The 22,576-nt window shown below is 66.6% G+C and carries 9 protein-coding genes and 1 pseudogene; 5 read left to right on the top strand and 5 right to left on the bottom strand.

Features of this window, described 5'->3' with window-relative positions:
* The 5 genes from IPO09_18605 to IPO09_18585 all read left to right on the top strand — a co-directional run.
* On the top strand, window positions 1–2,185 hold a 2,185-nt coding region (locus IPO09_18605; GenBank protein ID MBK9519311.1), incomplete at its 5' end, for a polysaccharide biosynthesis tyrosine autokinase.
* Window positions 2,186–3,711: 1,526 nt separating this feature from the next.
* A complete protein-coding gene (wcaF, locus tag IPO09_18600) occupies window positions 3,712–4,287 on the top strand; it encodes a colanic acid biosynthesis acetyltransferase WcaF (GenBank protein MBK9519310.1) in 576 nt (191 codons plus the stop codon).
* The gene (locus tag IPO09_18595; GenBank protein MBK9519309.1) at window positions 4,284–5,483 is read left to right on the top strand and encodes a glycosyltransferase family 4 protein; all 1,200 of its coding nucleotides are present in this window, start codon (window positions 4,284–4,286) and stop codon (window positions 5,481–5,483) included. Before wcaF ends, IPO09_18595 begins: the two co-directional genes overlap by 4 nt.
* Before the next feature lie 89 nt (window positions 5,484–5,572).
* Window positions 5,573–7,771 (top strand): undecaprenyl/decaprenyl-phosphate alpha-N-acetylglucosaminyl 1-phosphate transferase, encoded by a 2,199-nt coding sequence (locus tag IPO09_18590; GenBank protein MBK9519308.1) that lies wholly within the window; start codon window positions 5,573–5,575, stop codon window positions 7,769–7,771.
* 2,204 nt (window positions 7,772–9,975) lie between these two features.
* Window positions 9,976–13,974, top strand: a complete 3,999-nt coding sequence (locus tag IPO09_18585) for a multicopper oxidase domain-containing protein (protein ID MBK9519307.1) — start codon at window positions 9,976–9,978, stop codon at window positions 13,972–13,974.
* Between the two features lie 2,417 nt (window positions 13,975–16,391).
* Here the strand turns inward: IPO09_18585 and IPO09_18580 are convergent.
* From IPO09_18580 to IPO09_18560, 5 genes and pseudogenes are all read right to left on the bottom strand, one after another.
* Window positions 16,392–17,198 carry a sugar phosphate isomerase/epimerase gene (locus IPO09_18580; GenBank protein MBK9519306.1) on the bottom strand — a complete coding sequence of 269 codons (807 nt, stop codon included), beginning with the start codon at window positions 17,196–17,198 and terminating at the stop codon, window positions 16,392–16,394.
* Window positions 17,195–17,971, bottom strand: coding sequence for an NAD(P)-dependent oxidoreductase (locus IPO09_18575; protein MBK9519305.1), 777 nt, complete (start codon window positions 17,969–17,971; stop codon window positions 17,195–17,197). Before IPO09_18575 ends, IPO09_18580 begins: the two co-directional genes overlap by 4 nt.
* A 34-nt stretch (window positions 17,972–18,005) precedes the next feature.
* A pseudogene (locus IPO09_18570) lies at window positions 18,006–19,099 on the bottom strand (FAD-binding oxidoreductase).
* Between the two features lie 1,321 nt (window positions 19,100–20,420).
* Entirely contained in the window at window positions 20,421–20,867 is a 447-nt protein-coding gene (locus IPO09_18565) for a hypothetical protein (GenBank protein MBK9519304.1), read from the bottom strand.
* Window positions 20,804–22,384 (bottom strand): hypothetical protein, encoded by a 1,581-nt coding sequence (locus tag IPO09_18560; protein ID MBK9519303.1) that lies wholly within the window; start codon window positions 22,382–22,384, stop codon window positions 20,804–20,806. Before IPO09_18560 ends, IPO09_18565 begins: the two co-directional genes overlap by 64 nt.
* Between the last annotated feature and the right edge of the window lie 192 nt (window positions 22,385–22,576).

Raw genomic sequence — 22,576 nt, 5'->3', positions numbered from 1 at the left:
CGCGGCCGACGAGTCGGATTCACTCGACGTCCACGCGCTGTGGCGCACCATCGTCCGCAGGCGCTGGTTCTTCCTGCCGTTCTTTCTGGCAACCGTGGCCGTCACTGCCCTGGTAACCCTGAGGCAGACCAAGATCTACGACGCTACCTGCACCATCATCATCGACCTCGCGGCCCCCAGGGTACTGGACGACAAGAGCGTGCAGGACGTCGTCGAGAGTGGCACCGGCGGCTTTTGGTACAGCCGCGAGTACTACGAGACGCAGTACAAGGTCATCACCAGCCGGTCGGTCGCCCAGCGCGTGACCGACAAGCTGAAGCTCGGGTCCAACCTGGCGTTCCTTGGGCTCGAGGCCGCCAAGGGCTCGTCTGACCTCGAGGAGCGGCGCGCCAAGGCGGATCCGGTGCGGCTGCTCCAGAAGAATCTCAAAGTGGAGCCGGTCAAGGAGTCGCGGGTCGTCCGCCTCCGCTATGAAGACGCTGACCCACAGTTCGCGGCCACCGTCGCGAACGCCTTCGCGGAGGCTTACATCGCGGAGAACCTGGCGGTGAAGAACGCGACCACGGCCAACGCCTCCGAATGGCTGGAGGGTCAGCTGGGCGATCTGGAGCGCAAGCTGGACGACAGCGGGAAGGCCCTCTTTGACTTCAAGCGGAGCCACGACATTGTTGCGACTAGCTGGGAAGACCGGCAGTCGATGGTGTCGCAGCGCCTTACGACCATCAACGACTCCCTGACCAAGGCGCGCGTCAGGCGCGCGGAGCTCTCGGCCCGGAACGACGCGATCGCAGCTCTGGGCGCGGCGCTCGACGACACCAGCGGCGCGGTCGAAACGCTCCAGCCCGTGGCGGCGTCACAGGCCATTCAGCAGCTCAAGGTCCGGTATCTGGAATCACGGTCCGAGTGCGCCGACCTTCAGGTCAAGTACCTTGGGGACCACCCGAGGCTGGAGGCCTGCGAAAAGAAGCTGGTGCTGGCCCGCCAGGGGCTCAGGGACGAGATCCGCACGGCGCTCAGGACTGCCAAGCAGGAGTACCTCGAGGTGGTCAGCACCGAGCGCAACCTGCAGGCGCTGCTCAACGAGACCAAGAGCGATGCCTTCGGGCTCAACCAGTACGAGCGCGACTACCTCGAGCTGAAGCGCACCTACGACAACAACCAGCGGCTCTACGAGCTGGTGCTGCGGCGGCTCAAGGACACCGGCGTGGCCGCGATGCTGCAAGTCTCGAACGTACGCATCCTCGACCGCGCCCGCCCCAGCGGCAAGCCCATCCGTCCGGACCTGCTGAAGAACCTGGCCCTGGCCGTCGTCCTCGGGCTGCTGGGGGGCATCGGCCTGGTCTTCGGCGCCGAGTTCGCCGACCGCACCATAACCAGCCAGGCACACATCGAGGAGCGCCTTGGACTGGCATTCCTTGGCATCGTGCCCTCCATCGACCGGAACAAGGACGGCACGTCGCACGACCTCATCGTCCACACCCAGCCGAAGTCGGCGGTGGCCGAGTGCCTGCGCGCCGTTCGGACCAACCTGCTGTTCATGTCGCCAGAGAAGCCGCTGCGCACCATCATGGTGACCTCGTCGGGGCCGCAGGAGGGCAAGACCACGACGGCGACCTCCCTGGCCATCACCATGGCCGGAAGTGGAAGCCGGGTCCTGCTGGTGGATGCCGACATGCGGCGCCCACGCGTGCACCGGATCTTCGGCATCTCGAACGAGGCCGGGCTCTCCTCGCTCATCCTCGGAGAAGGCAAGCTGAAGGATCTGGTCTCGCCCACGGGCATCGATCGGCTGTTCGTCCTTCCGTGCGGACCGGTGCCCCCGAACCCTGCCGAGCTCCTCCATACCAAGGCCTTCCATGGGCTCCTGGCTGAGATGGCGGCGAGCTTCGACCGGATCATCATCGACTCTCCGCCGGTGGGAGTGGTCGCCGACGCGGTGGTGATGGGGACGCAGGTCGATGGCACCCTGATCGTGCTCAAGGCAGGGCGGACCTCGCGCGACGTCGCCAAGCTCGCGGTGAAGCAGCTCCGGGACGTGAAGGCCCCCATCTTCGGCGCCGTGCTCAACGACCTGGATCTGGAGGACCAGAAGTACGGCCAGTACTCGTACTACTACCGCTACGGCTACTACTACGGGGAGAGCAAGGGCAAGGAGAGCGCGCCAGCCGGCGGTTCTCCCGTCTAGTTGATTGAGGCAGAACGATGGAGCAGATCCTCAACTTTCTGCTGCTCGGGGTGGTGGCCCTTGCCGCGGCCTTGGCGTTGCGCAAGGGGTCTTCTTCACTCCTCTTCCTCTACGTGGCGCTGGTGCCGTGGTTCGGGCTCCAGACCAACGTGGGCCTCACGTTGACCAGCGACCGGATTGTTGCCTTCCTGCTGCTGGCCGCCGTCGCGATGAAGAGGGGGACCCGCGGGTTTCGAGGGTTTGGCTTCTTCTATCTCTTCCTCGTCCTGAACACGGTAGCGCAGAGCGTCAGCCTCCCAGCCACCGCGGACGACTATTCGGCGTTCCAGGGTCGGTGGCGCTGGCTCTTCCAGGTGCTGATGTGGTCCCTGTTCGTGGGGGCTGGGGCGGCCCTGGCAGCAAATGGCGAGCGCAACGCCCGGCTAGCCTACAGGTACCTGGCCTACTCGGCAGGGCTCCTCGCGGCGCTCGGGATCCTGCAGTTCGCACTGTTCTACATCACGGGCGTCGACATCTTTCCGCTGGGGCTCTTCGGGGAGTCCGGAGAGTTCCGCTCGGGCGCATTCGGTACGGACTCGTTCCTGGGTGGCCATGTGTTTCGAGCGTCCTCGCTTGGCGGAGAGCCGAAGCATCTTGCCTACAGCATGGTCGTCGGCCTGACCATCCTGGCGTGCGACCAGGTGCTTGACGGGCACCTGGGGATCACACCACGCCGAAGGCTGGTGCTTGCCAGCCTGATGTTCGCGGCACTCCTGCTCAGCTTCTCGACGCAGGGCTTCGTGCTGCTATCGGCCAGTTTCTTGGCCCTGGTGGTCTACGCGGGGCTCGTGCGTGGTGCCACTCGCGCGCAGCGCAATCTCCTCTCGGCGATTGCCGCTGTGGCCCTCCTGGTGCTTGCCATCCCCGGACTCGCCGATGTGCTGGTCGATCGGTCAGTCGGCCGGGTGGTCGAGCTCCAGGGGCTGGAAGACTGGAACGTAGCGGTGCTCGGCTGGCTTGGCGAGACGCCGGATGCACTCCCGTTGGGCGTCGGTCTTGGAAACGTGCATCTCTACGCGGCGCCATGGGTCCCGCTCGAGTCGCTCTACTACATGCGTGGGAGCATCTTCGTGGCGAAGTCTGGAGGCCTCCGCCTCCTGTCGGAGGCTGGCCTGGTGGGCCTTGCCCTCTTCCTGGCGGCCGCCGCGGTACCGGTGAGGCGCCTCCTGGCGTCGGCGAGGGACCCCAAGAGCCCTGCGGGCGCCCACGCCGCCATCGCAGGTCTCATCGTCTTCGACTACCTGCTTTCCGGAGATGGCCCGATGTTCGCCTTCATCGCCATCGGCGTGGCCTGGGCTGTTGCCTTCAGCGGGGCAACGAGCGTGCGGGCGACTACGATGATGGAGCCCGAGGTCGGTTCTGGGAGGTCTGGCACACGGCCTTCGCTGATGGGCGTTCTTGTGCCTGCGGAGGACCATTGGCTGGGCGTGGCCGAGAATATGTCGTTCTGCTTCCCACATGATGAGTCCACCCTGGAGGGGATTGGCATGCCCGCGAGCCGTGGGAGGACCAGGCTGTCCACCTTCGACAACTCCTGGTACGACCCCGGGGGTTCCGTCGCCGCGCGCATCGCCTGGATGGTGGCGAACGCCGCGTTCCTCATGACCTGGTTCCCTTGGCCAAGCAGGCTGAAGTCGGCCTTGCTGCGGGCATTCGGTGCCAGGGTAGGAACTGGCGTGGTCATCAAGCCACGGGTCAACGTGAAGTACCCATGGCACCTGACCATCGGCGATCACACATGGATCGGTGAAGGCGTGTGGCTGGATTCCCTGGCGCCAATCCGGCTCGGTTCCAACGTGTGCCTCTCGCAGGGCTGCGCCATCGAGACAGGCAATCACGACTGGTCGAAGCCGACGTTCGACCTCATCGTGAAGGAGGTTATCGTCGAGGACGGCGCATGGGCGGCGGTCGGGTCACTCTTGCTGCCTGGGAGCCGCCTCGCCTCGCACGCAATACTCGGTGCAGGCTCGGTCCTCTCCGGCGATACGACGCCTTACGGGATCTACGTTGGCGTGCCAGCCACCAAGGTAAAGGAGCGGGCCATCCAGGCTGCCAAGGGATGAAGGTCCTCCTCCTCAACCAGTTCTTCCACCCCGACCATTCGGCCACGGCACAGCTGGCGACCGACCTGGCCGAGGACCTGGTGCTTGCCGGTCACCAGGTCACCGCCTTGGCCGCCCGCGGCGGCTACCTCGGTGGCGAGCGCCTACCGGCTCGGGAGCTCCACCGTGGTGTCCGGATCGTGCGGGTCCACTCGACCTCACTCGGGAAGGGCTCTGTCCCCGCTCGGTTGTGCGACTACACCACGTTCTTCTGCGCGGCGTTCATCCGGGCGCTCCTTCTCCCCAGGTTCGACGCCGTGGTGGCCATGTCCACACCTCCGCTGGTTGCCACCATCGGAGGTGCGCTCCGAACGCTCAAGCGCACCCGCTTCGTCTACTGGCTACAGGATGTCTACCCCGAGCTCGCCGTGGAGTTTGGTGTCCTGGGTGCCGGGTCCTTGCCGGCACGGGCCCTGGACCTGGCATCGCGGGCAACCCTCAAGCGGGCCGACGCGGTGGTGGTCCTCGGCGAAGCCATGGGGAACTTGGTCGAGGGCAAGGGTGTTCCACCGGACCGCGTCCACTTGCTGCCCAACTGGTCAGACGGCCAGGCCGTTCGGCCCGTGGAGGCGGGCTCGAACGAGTTTCGGCGGCGCCACGGCCTCGACGGCAAGAAGGTCGTTCTCTACTCGGGCAACATGGGCCGTGGCCACGACATGCGGACCCTGCTCGACGCGGCCCGCCTGCTCGTCGGGCATCCCGAGGTCGTTTTCATGTTCGTCGGAGACGGCGCGAAGCGGGCCGAGGTCGAGGCCGAGGCGAGGGACCTTCCATCCGTGAGGTGCCTGCCCTACCAGCCACGCTCCAAGCTCTCGGAGTCGCTGTCGGCCGGTGACATCCATGTCGTCTCGCAGGACCCTGGCACGCTGGGTCTCATCGAGCCGAGCAAGATCTATGGCGTGATGGCCGTTGGTCGGCCCATGCTCTACATCGGGCCGGCGACGTCGGAAGCCGCGTGCACCGTGAGCCGGGAGAACATCGGGGAGGTGGTTCCCTGCGGAGATGCGCCTGCCGCGGCGGCTGCAATCCTGCGCCTCCTGCGGGGCGGTCCGGCGCTTGGCACGGCAGCTCGTGCTGCCTTCGAACGCGCGTACGATCGGCGGCTGAGGACCGCGGCCTTCGAACTGCTGCTCCGCTCCCTGGACGAAGGCGCGTAGGCCAACAGGCCGGCAGAGGGCCGCGCTCTGGATTCAAGGGCCTGCGACCGTGTAGTGTCGGCGCTTCTCAGGAGCCAGTTGGGGACCCCGTGAGAGCAGCGACCGTCGCCTTCATTTCGTCCACCCTCGTGGGCGCCGTCGCCACGCCGATGGTGCGCGAGCTTGCCCATCGATACGGGGCGCTGGACCACGGCCTGACATCGCGCAAGATCCACGGGCGGCCGGTGCCGCGCCTCGGCGGCATCGCCATCGTGCTGGCCTTCTTCGCCCCCTTGGCGGCGCTCTTCTTCGTGAGCAGCGAGGTCGGTCGTCGCTTCTGGAGCGACTCGACGACCGCGCTGGCGCTCTTCGGCGGCGGCCTGGCCATCGCCGCGCTCGGCATCCTCGATGACCTGAGGGGCTGCAACGCGAAGACGAAGTTCTTCGTCCAGTTCGCCGTGTCGGCGGCCATGTACTGGGCCGGGTTCCGCATCGACCAGGTGTCGCACCCCTTTGGCCCTCCGATTTCACTTGGCCTGTTCGCCTTGCCGTTCACCATGTTCTGGATCGCTGGTGTCATCAACGCGATGAACCTCATCGACGGCCTCGATGGGCTGGCCGGCGGGGTGGCCTTCATCGCCGTGGCCACCATCTTCACCCTGGCCGCGGTGCGTGGCGACGCGCTCATGCTGCTGTTCGCTGCGGCGCTCGGCGGCGCCATCCTGGGGTTCCTCCTCTACAACTTCAACCCGGCCACCATCTTCATGGGCGACACCGGGTCGATGTTCCTCGGCTTCGTGCTCGCCACGGCGGCCATCCGGACCAGCTCGAAGTCCACCACCGCGGTGGCCATCGTGGTCCCCATCCTGGCGCTCGGCATCCCAATCTCCGACACGCTGCTCGCCATCGGCCGGCGCGCCGTCCGTGGGGCTCCGCTCTTCTCGGCGGATCGGGGCCACCTGCACCACCGCCTCATCGACCGGGGGCTCTCGCACCGGGCCGCGGTGCTGGTCATCTACGGAGGCGCGACCGTCTTCGGTGCTGCCGCGCTGCTGGTGAGCTTTGCCAACGGCCCGCAGGCCGCGGCCGTGTTGTTGGTCATGGCGGTGCTCACGTTCCTCGTTCTGCGCGCGCTCGGTCTGGTGGACGTGACGCTCGCCAGGGCGGCGCTGGCAGATCGCCGGCGCAACCTGGACATGAGGGCCTCGATTCGCAATGCGGGCGAGGCGCTGAGGCAGGCGCAAACGCCCCATGACGTCTGGGCAGCGGTGCGCGATGCCGCCCGCGCTGGGCGCGGTCGGGGTGGGGCTCACGCTGGGCAGGCTGGAGGGCCACTCGGGCAGCGGCCCATGGGCCCAGGGGCTGGAGGAGCTCCCAGGCGACGCGCTGCGGGCGCGGTACGGCCTCATCGCGGAGCGGCCCGGCGACGACCACCTCGATCTCGCGTGGACCGACGGGCGGGAGCGGGTGCACCGCGACACCGAGATCGCCGTCGAGTTGCTCTGCGATCACGCCTCGACCGCGCTCGATCGGATCGAGAGCGCCGCCGCGAGCGGCCCGCAGGTACGCGTCGTGCGGCTGAGGCGCAAGTAGGGCCTGCGCCCCTACCGCGCCCGCACCCCGACCACCACCTGCACCTTGAAGCGCTCGCCGGGCAGCAGCCGGGAGACCGGCAGCACGTACCCGTTGAGCGCCCACTGCACGCAGGCCACCAGCGACGGCCTGGTCTGCCCCGGGCTCTGGAGCTTGCTCGACCAGAACTTGAGCTGCCCGGGCTGCGGCTCCACCTCCACCAGCAGCACCGCGCGCCCCTCCGGCTGATCGCCGCGCCGGCGCAGGTCGTCGCCCAGCCGCAGCTCCATGGCGCCGCAGCGGCTGCTCAGCGTGGCCTGCAGCGTGGAGGTCTCGTCGCGCACGTAGCCCGGGGCTGGCGGCGCGCCGGAGGGTGGCAGCGCCTCGGGCGGCGGCGCCGGGGCGGGGAGGGAGGGCGGAGCCCTCATCTCCGCGGCCACCTCGGCCGGCGTGGCGGTGGGCGCCGGTGGCGGAACCTCTACGCTGGGTGCTGGTGGCGGCGAGGCCAAATGGGTCTGGGAATCCCCGGCCTCGGACCCGCCGAGCCAGTCCAGCAGGGCCAGGCTGCCCAGGAACACGAGGGCGATGGCGATGATCGACGGCAAGAGCATGCGGCGCATGAGCGCACCCCCCTTATCACGGCACAGGGTAAGGAAATTTTGAGCCCAAATATCAATGTACCGTACTCAAACGACACCCGACCTGCGGACTATGTGGCCTTCTTCCGAGGGTACTAGATTGCGTCAACGTGTCGCCCTGCGATCGGCGCCCTGTGGGGCGGCGCCGAAGGGAATCGCAGCGGAAATGCCCGCGGCTCCGCGGACGGCAGTGCAAGCAGTGAGGGGAGAACCAGAGATGATCGCTCAGAAGAGGGTGCTGTCCGCGTTGCTCGGGCTGGTGTTCGGCCTGATCCCGTTCCAGCTCGCCGCCGCGCAGTCTGCCAGCGGACTGGACCAGGCCACACTCGACAGCTATGCGGCCAAGGCAGCGGCCACCCACGAGATGCGCGCCAACATGCCGAACCAGGCGCAGCGTGAGGCCGCCGCCGCCGAGTTGCAGGCCACCAAGCTGCGGCTGGAGCAGGCCCGCAAGGCGGCCGTCAAGGCCGGGATCATGACGCCGGAGCAGGCGCAGATCCCGGTGGGCGTGGCGCCCCCGGGCCCCGGCACCACGCCGGACTACTTCACCACCAGCAACTGGGCCTTCAGCCCGGAGCTGCGCAAGTTCGTGGACGCGCTGCCCGGCCTGACCCCCGCCGGCGCCAACCTGCTGGGGAACTACATCCCGGTGGCCAACCCGGACTCCATCACCTACCCGGGCTCCGACTACTACGAGATCGAGCTCATCGAGTTCTCCCACCAGTTCCACTCCGATCTGCCGGCCACCACCCGCCTGCGCGGCTACCACCAGACCAACAACGGCACCGACGCCCTGGGCCAGAACACCATCGCCCCGGACGCCCAGGCCCGCTGGCTCGGCCCGGTCATCGTGGCCACCCGCGACCGCCCGGTGCGCATCAAGTTCACCAACCGCCTGCTGCCCGGCCAGGGCGGCGACCTGGTGATCCCGACCGACGAGACCATCATGGGCGCCGGCAAGGGCCCCCTCTGGCCCAATGGCGCGCTCGATCCCCAGGGCGTGCCCTACGCCCCCGGCGCCGTCTGCGACCCCACCCCGGTGGCCAGCATCCCGCCCGGGAACGCCACCCCCGGCCAGAACTGCGCCAAGTACACCCAGAACCGAACCGCCATCCACCTGCACGGTGGCCGCACCCCGTGGATCAGCGACGGCACCCCGCACCAGTGGATCATCCCGGCGAGCGACTGGGCCAACACGCCGTACCGCGAGGGCGTCAGCCTCGAGAACGTGCCGGACATGCCGAACCCGGGCCCCGGCTCCAGCACCTACTACTACACGAACCAGCAGTCGGCCCGGCTCATGTTCTACCATGAGCACGCCTGGGGCATCACCCGCCTCAACGTCATCGTGGGCGTGGCCGCCGGCTACCTGATCACCGACCAGTTCGAGCAGGCCCTGGTGGCCCAGGGCGCGCTGCCGGCCGACCAGATCCCGCTCGTCATCCAGGACCGCTCCTTCGTCGCCAGCGACGTCCGCACCAACGGCGACCCGACCTGGAACTGGGGCTCCGGTACGCCCGACCAGTTCGGCGTGCGCCCGGTGGTGGTGGGCGACCTCTGGATGCCGCACGTCTACGTGCCGGCCCAGAACCCCTTCGATCCCACCGGCGTGAACCCGTTCGGCCGCTGGGTCTACGGCCCCTGGTTCTTCCCGCCCACCACCAACATCCTCTACAACACGGTGCCGAACCCGTACCACGACCCTGCGTGCTCGGACCCCGACCCGGCCGTCTTCGCCTTCTGCACCACCCCGGGCCAGCCGCCGGTGATCCCCGGCACGCCCATCCCGTCGGTGGGCGCCGAGACCTTCTTCGACACCGCCATGGTGAACGGCCAGGCCTTCCCGTCGCTGACCGTGCTGCCCAAGGCCTACCGGTTCCGCATGCTGAACGCGGCCAACGACCGGTTCCAGAACCTGAACTGGTACAAGGCCGACCCGGCCCAGGTCTCGCGTGACGGCCGCGCCAACACCGAGGTGAAGATGGTGCCGGCGGCGCTCACTGCCTTCGACGCCAACCTCTACCCGAACTGGCCGGTGGACGGCCGCGTCGAGGGCGTGCCCGACCCGGCCACCCAGGGCCCGTCGTGGATCCACTTCGGCTCCGAGGGCGGCTTCACCCCGCGCCCCACCGTCATCCCGCCGCAGCCCATCACCTTCGTCAGTGACCCCACCGCCTTCAACGTGGGCAACGTGGACACCTTCGGCCTCTTCCTGGGCCCCGCCGAGCGCGCCGACGTGGTGGTCGACTTCTCGCCCTACGCCGGGCCAGACGCTCATCCTCTACAACGACGCCCCGGCCGCCGTGCCCGCCTTCGATCCGCGGCACGACTACCTGACCGGCGCGCCCGACCTCTCCGACTCCGGCGGCTACGGGCGCGTGCCGCCCGGCAGCCTCACCGGCCTGAAGGAGGGCCCGCAGATCGGCTTCGGCCCCAACACCCGCACGGTCATGCAGGTGAACGTGGCCAACGTGGCCGCTGCGCCCGCCTTCGACCTGGCCGCGCTCGAGGCGGCCTTCGCCCCGGCGCCCGGCAAGGCCGGCGTCTTCGAGACCGCGCAGGACGGCATCATCGTCGGCCAGGACGCCTACAACGGCATCTACACCGGCGTGACCTTCCCGCAGGTCTGGCCGTACTGGGGCTTCTCGCGCATCCAGGACGTCACCCTGCCGGTCTTCACGGTGGGCGGCACCTACCAGTCCTTCCCGATGGAGCCCAAGGGCATCCACGACGAGATGGGCGCCTCCTTCGACATGGAGTTCGGGCGCATGGCCGGCAACCTCGGCATGACCAACCCGAACCCCATCGTCGGCCTGCTCAACCTGACGCTGTACGACTACACGGATCCCGCCACGGAGATCCTGAACAACGCCATCACGCCCCTGTCGCCGGTGCTCGGTGACGGCACGCAGATCTGGAAGATCTCGCACAACGGCGTGGACATGCACCCCATCCACTTCCACATCTTCGACGTGCAGGTGGTCAACCGCGTCGGCTGGGACGGCCAGATCCGGGCCCCGCACCCCACCGAGCTCGGCTGGAAGGACACCGTCCGCATCAGCCCGCTCGAGGACACCATCGTGGCCATGCGGCCCTGGGCGCCCAAGCTGCCGTTCAGCGTGCCGAACTCCCTGCGCCCGCTCAACCCGGCCATCCCGCTCAACTCGCCGTTCGGCTTCACCAGCATCGACCCGGTCACCCAGCAGGCCAAGGTGCCGCCGGACGTCAACGTCGTCACCAACTTCGGCTGGGAGTACGTGTGGCACTGCCACATCCTCAGCCACGAAGAGAACGACATGATGCGGCCCATCATCCTGAACGTGGTGTCCACCCTCCCGGGCACCCCGGCACCGCTCACCATCACCGCCAACGCCCAGGGCCTGCCGGTCCTGAGCTGGACCGACGCCACGCCGGTGGATTACGTGGGCCAGGTCAACTTCGGCAACCCCGCGAGCGAGATCGCCTTCCGGATTGAGCGCTCGCCGGGCATCGCGCTCCCCTACGTCACCGTCGGCTTCGCCATCGCCAACGCGACGACCTTCACCGACACCACGTACGTGCTCGGCAGCCACGATCACTACCGTGTGGTTGCGTACAACGAGGGCGGCGCAGCGGTCTCCAACCCTGTCGAGTTCGGTCCGCCCGAGGTGGTCCCGCCTGCCACCGGCGTTACCCTGACGGCAAACCCGCCGCTCCAGTACGTCCGGATCATCCCCGCGGTGCCCGTCGTCTTCACGGCGGCTGCCACCGGCGGCGGCCTGGCCGGCGTCGGCCCCTACGAGTACCGCTTCTCCATCGACCGTGGTGTCGGGTTCCAGGTCGTGCAGCAGTACAGCGCCTCTGCCACCTATTCGATGCCGGTGACCGAGCCGGGCGGCACCTTCGACGTGAGGGTTGACGTTCGCACCGGGTCCGTCAACGACGTGGACGTCTCCGCCACCATCGTCGGGTACCAGATCATCGACCCGGCCGTGGCCTCGGTGACCCTGAGTGCAGACCCGCTGCTCCCGTCGCCCGGCTTCTTCGGGACCGCCGTCACCTTCACGGCGGTTGGCGCGGGCTCGGCTGGCTATCAGTACCGGTTCTGGCTTGGCACGGGCGCCACCTTCCCGGCGACCCCGGCCCAGGACTGGAGCCCGACCGCTACCTGGATCCTCCCTGCCACGACCCAGCCGGGCACCTACCAGGTGAAGGTCGATGTCCGGACCAGCACCAGCCGGGTCGACGCCTCGGCGACGGTGGCCTACGTGGTTGTCTACCGGCCCGCGACCACCTTGGCCATCACCTCGAACCGGACCAGCCCGCACCCGGTGAACATCGTGCCGGTGCCGGTGTCCTTCCTCGCCACTGGCGGTGGCTCGGTCGGCACCCCGTCGCTCGCCTACCAGTACCGGTTCCTGCTGAGCTCGGACAACGTCAACTTCACCGAGGTCCAGCCCTTCGGTCTCGCTCGCACCTGGACGCTGCCGACCACCACGGCGCTCGGCACCTGGTACGTCAGGGCGCAGACCCGCACCAGCTCCCTCGTCGCCTTCGACAGGGAGGCCACGACCTCGATCACCTTGGTCACGCCTCCCCCGGCGACAGGGGTGACGCTCACCTCGAGCCTGGCGAGCCCGCAGCTGCCTGGCGTGCCCGTGACCTTCACGGCTGCAGGTGTCGGTTCCTCTGGGTATCAGTACCGCTTCTGGCTCTTCTCGAGCCCGGGTGTCTGGGCGGTAGTTCAGGACTGGAATGTGCTCAACACTTGGACTCTACCCACCACTACGGTGTCTGGTAGCTATCAGGTCAGCGTTGAGGTCCGTACGACGGTCGGTGCGGTCGACGCTCTTTCTCTGGTCCTGCCGTTCGTGATTTCCCAAGCCACTAGCGTCACGATCTCCGCCAGCCTGCCAAGCCCCCAGCCCGCTGGGACGGCAATTATCTTCACCGCAAGTGCGACCGGGTCGACCGGATACCAGTACCGATTCTGGATGCAGGATCCTGCCGGGCTTTGGACGCTGGTCCAGGACTGGAGCGGTTTGACTTCCTGGACGCTTCCAGGCACTGCCATTGAAGGGTCCTACGCCGTTGCGGCGGAGGCACGCACAGCACTCAGCGGGCCCAGAGACGCCGTTTCTCCAAATTTCTCCTACACAATCGGGTTCCTCCCGGCCACTGGGGTTACCCTTGGGACCGACCTGCCAAGCCCGCAGTTGCCTGGGACGGCGGTAACCTTTACCGCTGCAGGCTCTGGCTCTGCCGGATATCAGTACCGGTTCTGGATCAATAGCGGAGCTGGCTATTCTCTGGCTCAGGACTGGAGCCCAACATCCAACTGGGTCCTGGCCTCAACGACTCCGGCCGGAACCTATCAGGTGGTCGCAGAGGTACGAACCACTTCGCTTGTGTTCCGTGATGCTGTTTCACCCATCGTGACTATTGTACTCGGCGCACCACCCGCTACGGGCGTCACGCTCACGGCGAGCCTTCCTAGCCCGCAGTTGCCAGGAACGCCGATTACCTTCACCGCTACGGGAGCGGGTTCCGTGGGTTACGACTACAGGTTCTGGCACTTCAGCGGCGGAGCTTGGGCCATCGCCCAGAACTGGGGTGGCGGCGCAACATGGGCTTGGACCAATCCCGTCGACGGCGAACACCGCTTCGCGGTGGAGGTGAGAACCACAACGACGGTTGCCCGCGACGCCATTTCTGCGGTGATGGGCTATGTGATCGCGACGCCGGCAGCAACGGTGGCAACCCTCACGGCAAGCCTTGCCAGTCCGCAGGTCCCCGGGACCGCCGTGGTCTTTACGGCCGGCGCCGGTGCCGTGGCCGTGTTTGACTCGCGGTTCTGGATCAACAACGGCTCAGGCTGGACGCTCGCCCAGAACTGGGGCGGAGGCAATACGTGGACCTGGACGAATTCACTTTCAGGCCAATATCAGGTCTCCGTTGAAGTTCGCACAAGCCCAACGGTATTCCGAGACGCCATCTCCAATGCAATGTCATTCACAATGGCATACGGTGCTGCAACGAGCGTTGGCCTTGGTGTGGACCTGCCAAGCCCCCACTCTCAGGCGACGGGCCTTCCCGTTTCCTTTACTGCCACCGGCGCCGGCTCGGGGAACTATAGCTATCGCTTCTGGATTCACAACGGCGCGATGTGGAGCATCGCCCAGGACTGGAACGCCAACGCAACCTGGGTGATGCCGGCCACAATGCCAGTTGGCTCCTACATCGTCGCCGCAGAGGTAAGGACCAATGCAACGGTCTACCGCGACGCGATTTCTCCGCTAATGCCGTACGTTGTTACACCCTAGTCCCGACGGCACTCTAGACTGCGGAATGCGATGCGGTCGCGGGTCACATGACCCGCGACCGCATCGTTTTTGGGGAGCGGTCAAGTTTCAATTTGTGCGCAAAGGAACGGCTGCCGCATAACGTAGGCTGGGCAGCGTCAAGGGCAACCCGGCGACTTGAACGGGAGTTCGGACCTTGCGTTTCGTTCACCCCACCAACCGCAGTTGGCGGTCGCCTGGAGTACAAGGGGTCGAGACTAGATTCGCGATCGAGCGTCGGCTGACCAAAGGCTAGCGACACTCGCGCCCAAGGTAGCAAGGGAGACTCTTCCGCGATAACCTCCGCGTGCGTGCATGCCCCGAAGGCAGGTGCATGCCGTGGGGCAACGGAAGCGAATCACCAGTTGATTCTGCGCAGCCAGGGAGAGGGTGAACCTCCATGAGCTTTCTGGTGGTACTCGCCATAATGCCCTGCCTGGCCATACTGGCACTTCCGGGAGGCCCTGGCGGGCAAGGGTCCGCAGAGCGGATAACAAAAGGGATCGGCCTAAGCGTCTTCCTGCTACTGGCCATTGGCCTTGCTCTGGGGCACTTGTCGCTCCTCTCCACGCAGGCGTATCGTGGTGCAATAGCCTTGGCCTGTGCATTGCTCTTGGTCGCCGCGCGCAGAAGACGGGGCTGGCTGGGATGGCAGCTGCCAAGCCGCATCCGAACCGCCGCCAGGACCAGGCGGGGTAGGGTCCTACTGTTGACCGGACTCTTGCTGTCAATCTGCGCGGCAGCAACTACGGTAGTTGATATTGTCTACGGTCTCCGGCACGCGGACAGTTTGGCCTACCACGCGCCACGGGTGAGTTTTTGGCTGGAGCGGCACACCTTCGCCCCGTGGGCCACAAATGACTTCCGGCAGATCTCCGTTGCGGTTGGAGGGAATCTTGTTGCAACCGCCAGCATGCTTGGTGGGGCGGGGCTCCGTGGCGGATCAATCATCCAGGCCTGGATAGCCGTGGGCATGGCAGCGTGCGTCTACCTATTGGGGCGCAAGGTCGGACTCAAACGAGCCGACGCAACTGCCTCTGCGATGATCCTGTTTGCTCTCCCTGGGATGGCCGCACGGCTTGGGGTGGTGCACACTGACCTTGTAGCAGCCTTTCCCGTGTGGCTTGGGCTCCTTCTGCTGCTAAGCGGCCGTTCGGCCACAGATTGGTGGGCGCTTGGCCCCGTGGCCATAGCCGCGGGTGCTGCCTGCAAGCCGACGGTGGCAGCAATTGGCCTCATGGCGAGCGGTGCAGGACTCCTTCGCAACTGGAGGTCACTGGGAGCGACCTCAGCCCGTCTCGGCTGCCTCGTCGGAGTTGCGGTGGGAGCGGTGCTGATTCTGCTTTCCTGGTTACCCGTTCGGTGGGCGACCGGTGACTTCGCTGGCGGAACGATAGCGCACATGCTGTCGAACGCTGCTGGGGACCTACCCGCTTATGCACGGTCCGCGACGTTTGCCATATTGAACTGGCTGGTCGAGCCGCTTGGGTTCCTGCCCAAGAGCGCAAGAGGGCAAGCGGTCTCATTCATTCACTTGAGAGAACTCTACGCCGCGCTTGGTGCGCCAGTCGCTGATGCGGAGTCCCTGTTGCCCTCGCCTAGTCCAGACGCAATGCGTACAGGCCTGGTGTCGCCGCTCATGTTGCCTGCACTATGGTTGCTGCTGAGGCCGAGGCGAAGTGTATGGGTCGTGGCTGTGGCTGCGCTGAGCTACGCGGCAGTATCGGCCCAGTACGCGATCGTCGGGTGGTCAGCGAGGTACTTCACAGTTTGGCTGCCGCTCTTTGCACTCTCGGTCGGTGTGCTGGGCGCGCCAGTCAGGCGGGGGCGGAGGTGGCCACTTGCGATCATTGCCCTTGCCGCGGCCTTGCAACTCGCAGCCCTGACGGTCCGAAGCGCACTGGACGTGGTGGCGGACGAGTGGAGCCAGAATGGCCCTTGGCGGGGGGTCTTCACTAGGGAGGATCAGCGACGTTTGGCCGCCATCCGGGAGGGGGGGGAGGCGGTGGTGGTTTCTGAGCGGGGCGCCTATGTAGCAATGCTTCAGGCGCCGGACTTACTCACCGGCGTTCGCTATCTTGAATGTGGGGGAAACGGCAACTGGTCGGCGGCTATCCGTGGCCTCAGGAACACCACAGTAGTCGTAATGGGCGTAAGCGGCGATTCCCGAACAGCACCGGTGGAGTGGTTCGGTCCTCGCGAGCTACTGTGCAGGCCGGCAAGCCTGTTCGAGGTCGAGGCACTATTGGTTTCGGATGGATGGACCACAATAGTACGGCGAGACTTGGCTCGCGTTTGGGTACGCGGCAGTTGAGTGGTGAAGTTGGAGCACCGGGGGGTAGGGCGGGAGTGGATGTACCCTCCTGCGACGTGTGAGGAGGAAACTCTCGCGGGTGAACTCAGTGCGCCAGCGCATCCAGGGCGGCTGCCACTGCCGCGAGCCTAGAGGCGCGGTCGGTCGCCGGCCGCATCTCGATGGAAACGTAGCCACGGTAGTCGGCCTGAGTCAGGGCGCCCAGTACCTGGCTCCAGGCCGAACCCTGGCTCGGCTCGACTGGTCCCAGGTTGGGAGAGCTGACGTGGAAGTGCCGAAGCGCGGAGATGCTCCGCGGGATCTCGACCAGCGGCTCGTCCCCAGCCAACTGCATTCCGGCGGCGTCGAGGTGGAGCATGAAGCCAGGCGAGGCCACAGTCTCGACCAGCTCACGGCCCTCCGCGGCAGAAGTGACGAAGTCGCACCCGTAGGCCGTCGGGTTTGGCTCTATGCACAGGCACACGCCACGAAGCGCGGCTTCCGTCCCCAGGTCCCTGAAGAACGGCACTGCCGCTGCGAGTGCTTCGGGCCAAGTTCTCTGCCCTTTGAGACGGTTCTTGGGGGAGCCGAAGACCAGGGCCGTTGCGCCCAGGTCCACCGCCACGTCCAGCATGCCCACCAGGCGGTCGCGCATGGTCCGACGCGACTCAACTTCGAACAGCTGGAGTTCAGGAAACCCGTAGAGCAGGGCCTGCAGCGCCACCACGGGGAATCCCAACCCGCCCCACTTCTGGCGAAGGGCTCGGCGCTCGGCCCGCGGGACAAGCAAGGGGTCTGGCCAATAGGCGGTAGGGGCGAGCTCCACGCCGTCCGCCCCGTGGCGGTGCATGACCATGGCGACCGCCTCGTCATCCGCGGGCCTCCAGGCGATGTTCGAGACCGCCACCTTCACGCAGGCCTCCCGAGCTCACGGGAGGTGGCGACGAAAGCTTGGAGGCGCTCGAGGATCTCCTCCCGGCCGTAGGCATAGCCGCCCGCCCGTCCCCAGATCGAAGCGTGCTTCGTCCTGAAGTCGTAGCGAACGACAGGGGAGCGCTCGGTGGCCTCGAGGCGGCGGCCGAACGCGATTCGCGCGACGTCGGCGAGGCTGGTGGGCTCGGTGGCGAGGTTGACCAGCTTGAGGCCCGCATCCTGGATCCGCGTGAGGTCGACCCAGAGCTCAGCCATGTCGTAGAACTGAAACTCGGAACGGGGCTGGAGCAACTCCACGCCGTTCTCGTTGAGCAGGTCGTACACGGCGTTCTTCCGGAGACCAGCGCCAAAGAGGGCGGGGAGGCGCACCACAGTTGCGTCGAAGCGCAAGCGGCAATAGCGCTCGAGGGCCAGGCGATTGGTGCCGTAGGCGTTAGCCGGATCTGGACTGAAGGATGAGTCTTCATCCACCCCAGCCGGCGCGGGGTAGACGTCCACCGTCGAGATCAGCACGAAACGGCGGGCCTTGACGCGACCGAGGTGCCGCTGCAGGCGCTGAAGGTTCTCGAGGTCCGCCTGAGGCTCCCTGTTTGCCTTCCACTTGGCCGCGGGCGCGCCGGCGCACACGACCAGGTCGAAGGACCGACCCTCGATGGCCTCGATGTCGGTTGAGCGATAAAGCTCATCCCATGTCGCCTGGCGCTTGAGGGTCTCTCCGACGAAGCCGCTGTGTCCAACGAGAGCTGAGGTCATGGTGGGGTCCAGTTGCAGGCGGAGCCCGGAGACGTCAGAGCGTACCGGCGGCGTGGCGTGCATCCAACTCTTGGATCACATCGTACACATTGTCGATCTTGCCACCCATGATGCAGGTGAGTCCGGAAGACCGTGGTCGGCCCTAAAGAGGATTGGACGACTGTCATCCTGCTCGCTCGCGGGGAGAACGGTCTTCACCTCCCAGAGCGAGCCGCGGTAGACGCAATCCCGCAAACAGGGCAAGAACCTTGATGCGTCGCGAACCATTCGCTCATAGTTGCTGGCGAGTTCAGGTCGGTGGTCGGAGGGCTTCTGCGCCGCCCCGGCCCTCTCCCACCAGGAGTGATGTGGCGTATACCGAACGTGGGAGAGCGTGTGCAGGCCGCGCGGCGGAAATGGCATGATCGAAAAGAAGGGGCCGCACATGACCGTGACGCCCGCATTGCGAAGCGCAGGCGGAGGCTCGACCAAAGCCATCTCTGTCCCCTCGTGTTTGAGAGGAATGACAGGAAGGCGGGAGGCGCCAAGGAGGTGATTGATGCCGGAGTATGTGCAGTTGACTACACGCCGGGTCAGCAAGCGCTCCGCGCCATTCCCGCCGACGAGGTCCACGGCCAGGAGCCCATCCGATGCAGTCGAAACCCGAACGGCGCGTGTCAGGAGGCGCAACTCGACATTGGCCGCTTCCAGATTCCTCCTGACCCGGTCCCTCAGTTTGAAAGCGTCGAAGGCCCACTCCTGAACTAAGAACACATCCTCTATGCGCTGGGAATCGAATAGCTTCCTGACATTCTGAGGCGCGGGTTCGATCGGTGCGCCGATTCGCTGGCAGAAGGCCACAAACTGGCGCCCGGTGACATGGGAGAACTGCCTTCCAATGGCGTAGTACTTAGCGAAACTGCCATCGACACAGTCTGGGTAGTCTTCGATGAACCGACCGAAGTTGAGGCGTGACCGGATTGCGGTGAGCAGCGACCGAGGGTAGTGGTAACCTTGGTGGACCCGTGCCTGATTGTTGTAACTGGCTCGCTGGAGAAGGTCAGCCTCCTGCTCAACGAGCAGGACACCGGGGAACCACTGGCGCAGGTGCAGTGCAATGCGGGCGCCGAAGAAGCCACCACCCACGATCAGCGCGTCGAGGTGTCTCTCACTTGCCAAGGTAGTTGGAAACTACCATGTCAAGTCGACTCCATGCGACAAGCCGCCAGGGCAGTTGCTTAGGTGCCGAAGGCTGGCCGACACCCTCCAGGGTCCGGCCAGCCTCTGGTCTCAGCTAGAGAAGCTGGAATGGGGTGAACGGGGAGATCGCATCGCGGAAGACTGCTGAACTTGTACGTACCTCGGCTGCAACGAGGTAGGAACCTGGGAGGTCGAGGAGGAGCGTCACTCTGCGACCGAACTCCAATCTGAACGAGGTCACGTTGCCCCCCATCGCCCAACCAGAAGCGGTAACTGTGTGGAGCTGAGGAGCCTGAGCCCGCGGCGCTGAAGACAACTGAAGTGCCCGAGCCCTGAGGGCTGGCGACGCTGGGGGCGAGGGAGACTCCGGTAGCCGGCTGCACCTGAAGCTGCATCGCCACGAAACCAGAGATCGCGTCCCTTGAAACCAAAGTGCTCGTCCGGACTTCAACAGCGACCTGGTAACTTCCGGCAGGTGTGGCTCCCGTGAGCGTCCAAACGTCGAGGGCACTCCAATCCTGGACGACGGTCCAAGTTGAGCCATCATTCAGCCAGAATCGATAAGAATATGGCAGAGTTGAGCCGGCACCAATCGCCGTAAAGGAAACTGACGTACCCGTGAACTGGGGGCTAGGGACAGAAGGGCTCAGAGAGACACCCGTGGCCGGCTGGCTAACCAGCACCATGCTGACTGGGGCTGACAGCACGTCGCGGACGACCGAAGCATTGGTCAGAACCTCTACTGAGACCAAATAGGCACCAGGAGGGGTGTTGCCGGGCAACACCCAGGTATCCAACAAACCCCAGTCCTGGACCAACGACCATGTAGTGCCGTCATTGAGCCAGAAGCGGTAGGAGTATGGAGAGGTGGAGCCAGAACCTGCAGCAGTGAAGGTGATCGCCGTCTCCACCGGCTGGGGGCTTGGGAGGTCTGGGAGGAGAGAAACGCCGGTCGCAGGAGGAATAGAAAGACTGAAGGTCAGCGCCAAGGAGATGGCGTCACGGGAGACCGCTGGTGAAGTTCTCACCTCCGAAACAACCTGATAGGTGCCAGCGGCTGTCGATGTCGGGAGCGTCCAAGCAGCACTACTGCTCCAGTCCTGAACCAACGTCCAGATTCCCGCCGCCTGGACCCAGAACCTGTAGCTATAGGGTGCGCTGGAGCCCACTCCCGCAGCCGTGAACGTGACGGCTGTACCCGGAAGCTGCGGGCTTGGAAGGCTAGATGACAAGGAGACGCCAGTTGCTGGGGGAGTTGAAAGAGAAACACTCAGAGCCACCGATGTGGCGTCCAGCGCAACGCCGAGCTGGTCCGGACCTGAGCGATGACCCGATAGCTACCGGCCACGGTGGTGTCGGGCAACGTCCAGATGGCGACCAGGCTCCAATCCTGCACCATATTCCAGGCGCTGCCGTCGAAGAGCCAGAACCGATATGAGTAAGGCGACGTCGAACCGGTACCAGCAGCCGTGAAGGTGATAGCCGTCCCCGGCACCTGCGGGCTGGGGAGGTCCGAGGTGAGGGTGACGCCGGAGGCAGGGATCACGTTGATGACGAACGAGATGGCGGCCGACACGGCGTCGGGCGGCGTGGGCGTCAGGCCCAGCCAGACCTCGGCCTGCACCTGGTAGCTGCCCGGGGGCGTGGCGCCGCTCAGCGTCCAGGTGGCGGTGGGCGACCAGTCCTGCACCACGGCGAAGCCGCCGCCGCTGTCCACCGAGAACCGGTACAGGTAGCCGCTGGCGCCCTGGCCCTGGGCCGTGAAGGCCACCAGGTGCCCGGGGGCTGCGGGCTGGAGCGGTTGGCGCTGAGCGTCACCCCGGGGCCGCCCGGCTCCCCCGTCACCACCTGCAGCTCGGCCACGCCCTTCTCGGCCGAGAGCACCCGGACCTTGGCGGGCGGAGCGGCCAGCGGGGCGACGTAGGCCAGGCCGTTCGCCAGGGCCACGTTGGAGGCCAGGGCGCCGAAGGCGGCAACCGCGAGGGCCGGCGTCGGGACCACCTGGTCGCTCGAGGCGGCCACCACCGAGAGGCTGCCACCGTTGCTCGGGTCGTAGACGGCCTCGGCCACGAACACCTGGTCGCCCAGCACGCCGGGCACGTACACCGGCACGATGTCGCCGAGCGCCGTGCGGGCGTTCAGGTCGGCCAGGCAGATGCCGGCGGGCACGGCGGCGGGGGCGGAGTCGGCCCAGTAGACGTTGCCGTTCCGGGCCATGGGGATGGCGGTCTCGCCGGCCGGGGCGGCGAACGGCCCGGTGCCGGCGCACGGCGCGGCGAAGAAGCTCAGGTCCGGCTGGACGGGCGGCGTGAGCGCCGCGGCGGAGAGGCGCGGCACCATGGTGGGCTCGCCGGTGGCGTAGGTGTCCACCGCGATGCTGCTGGCGTCGCGCGTGTAGCTGGCGCGGTCCACCACCACGCGGCTCGGGATGACGTCGCTGTAGTACCGGCCGATGATGGAGAAGTCGGTGGTCTCGAAGATCAGCTGCCCGTCCGGCGCCTCGATGTACAGGCCGTTGGGGTTCACCTGGCGGCCGTCGGAGAGCGTGTGGTTCCCGACGATGGGGCTGCCGGTCACCTTGTGGGTCACGGCGGGGTCGGCGATGTACTTCTTGCCGGGCACCGGGCCGTCCACGGGCGGCAGCTCGGCGCCGCCGGGAGTGAGCGAGGGCAGCAGGAACGGCCCGATGCGCGTCGCCAGGGCGCACTCGTAGTTCGGGTAGCCGCAGCCGATGTCCTCGGTGGCGAAGATGCGGTCGCCGGCCAGGCCGGCGATCACGTCGACGCCGTAGGGCGAGTAGAAGGTGTAGTTGCCGGTGAGCGGCAGGTCGTCCAGGCGGAAGCGGACGCGGCCGAACATGTCGGCGCCGCCGGGCCGGACGCCCGTCAGGAAGGCGGCCTCCATGGCCTGCACGTAGACCACCCGGCCGGTGGTGAACGGCACGGTCACCCCGACCGGCGGCACGTAGGTGTAGTTGCCGCCCGCGTCGGCGCCCCAGTAGAAGTGCTCGTCGAAGAAGGCGCCGGGGAAGATCTCGGGCGCCACGGTGTCGCCGGGCAGCAGGAGGCAGTAGCCGCCGTCCAGCTCGCCCTGCACGAGCGGGGTGCAGAGCTCGAAGGTGATGCCGGTCTTGTCCTGGAACCAGGTAGGCAGGGTGGTGACCGGGTCGTTGGGGCCGACGCGCTCCAGTGCGGCCTGGGCGGGCGCGGGCACGAGCGAGACGGCGACCAGCACGGTCGCGAGGGACGTCAGTCTGCGGAGAGCAAGCGATGTCATGGCGATCCACCCCGGGGCACGCACAGAAAGACCTGCGGCCGTTTGACTCAGGATGGACAGCCAGCTGGGCTTCGCACAGTCGCGGATCTGCGGGACAGTTCGCCGCACCCGGATCACGCAGGACCGGTGATGGAGCAATCGTTTTGACCA

This window comes from Anaeromyxobacter sp., assembly GCA_016718565.1.
Classification (GTDB): domain Bacteria; phylum Myxococcota; class Myxococcia; order Myxococcales; family Anaeromyxobacteraceae; genus JADKCZ01.
The sequence above is the reverse complement of the archived record's forward strand: the minus strand, read 5'-3'. Positions and strand labels throughout refer to the sequence as shown.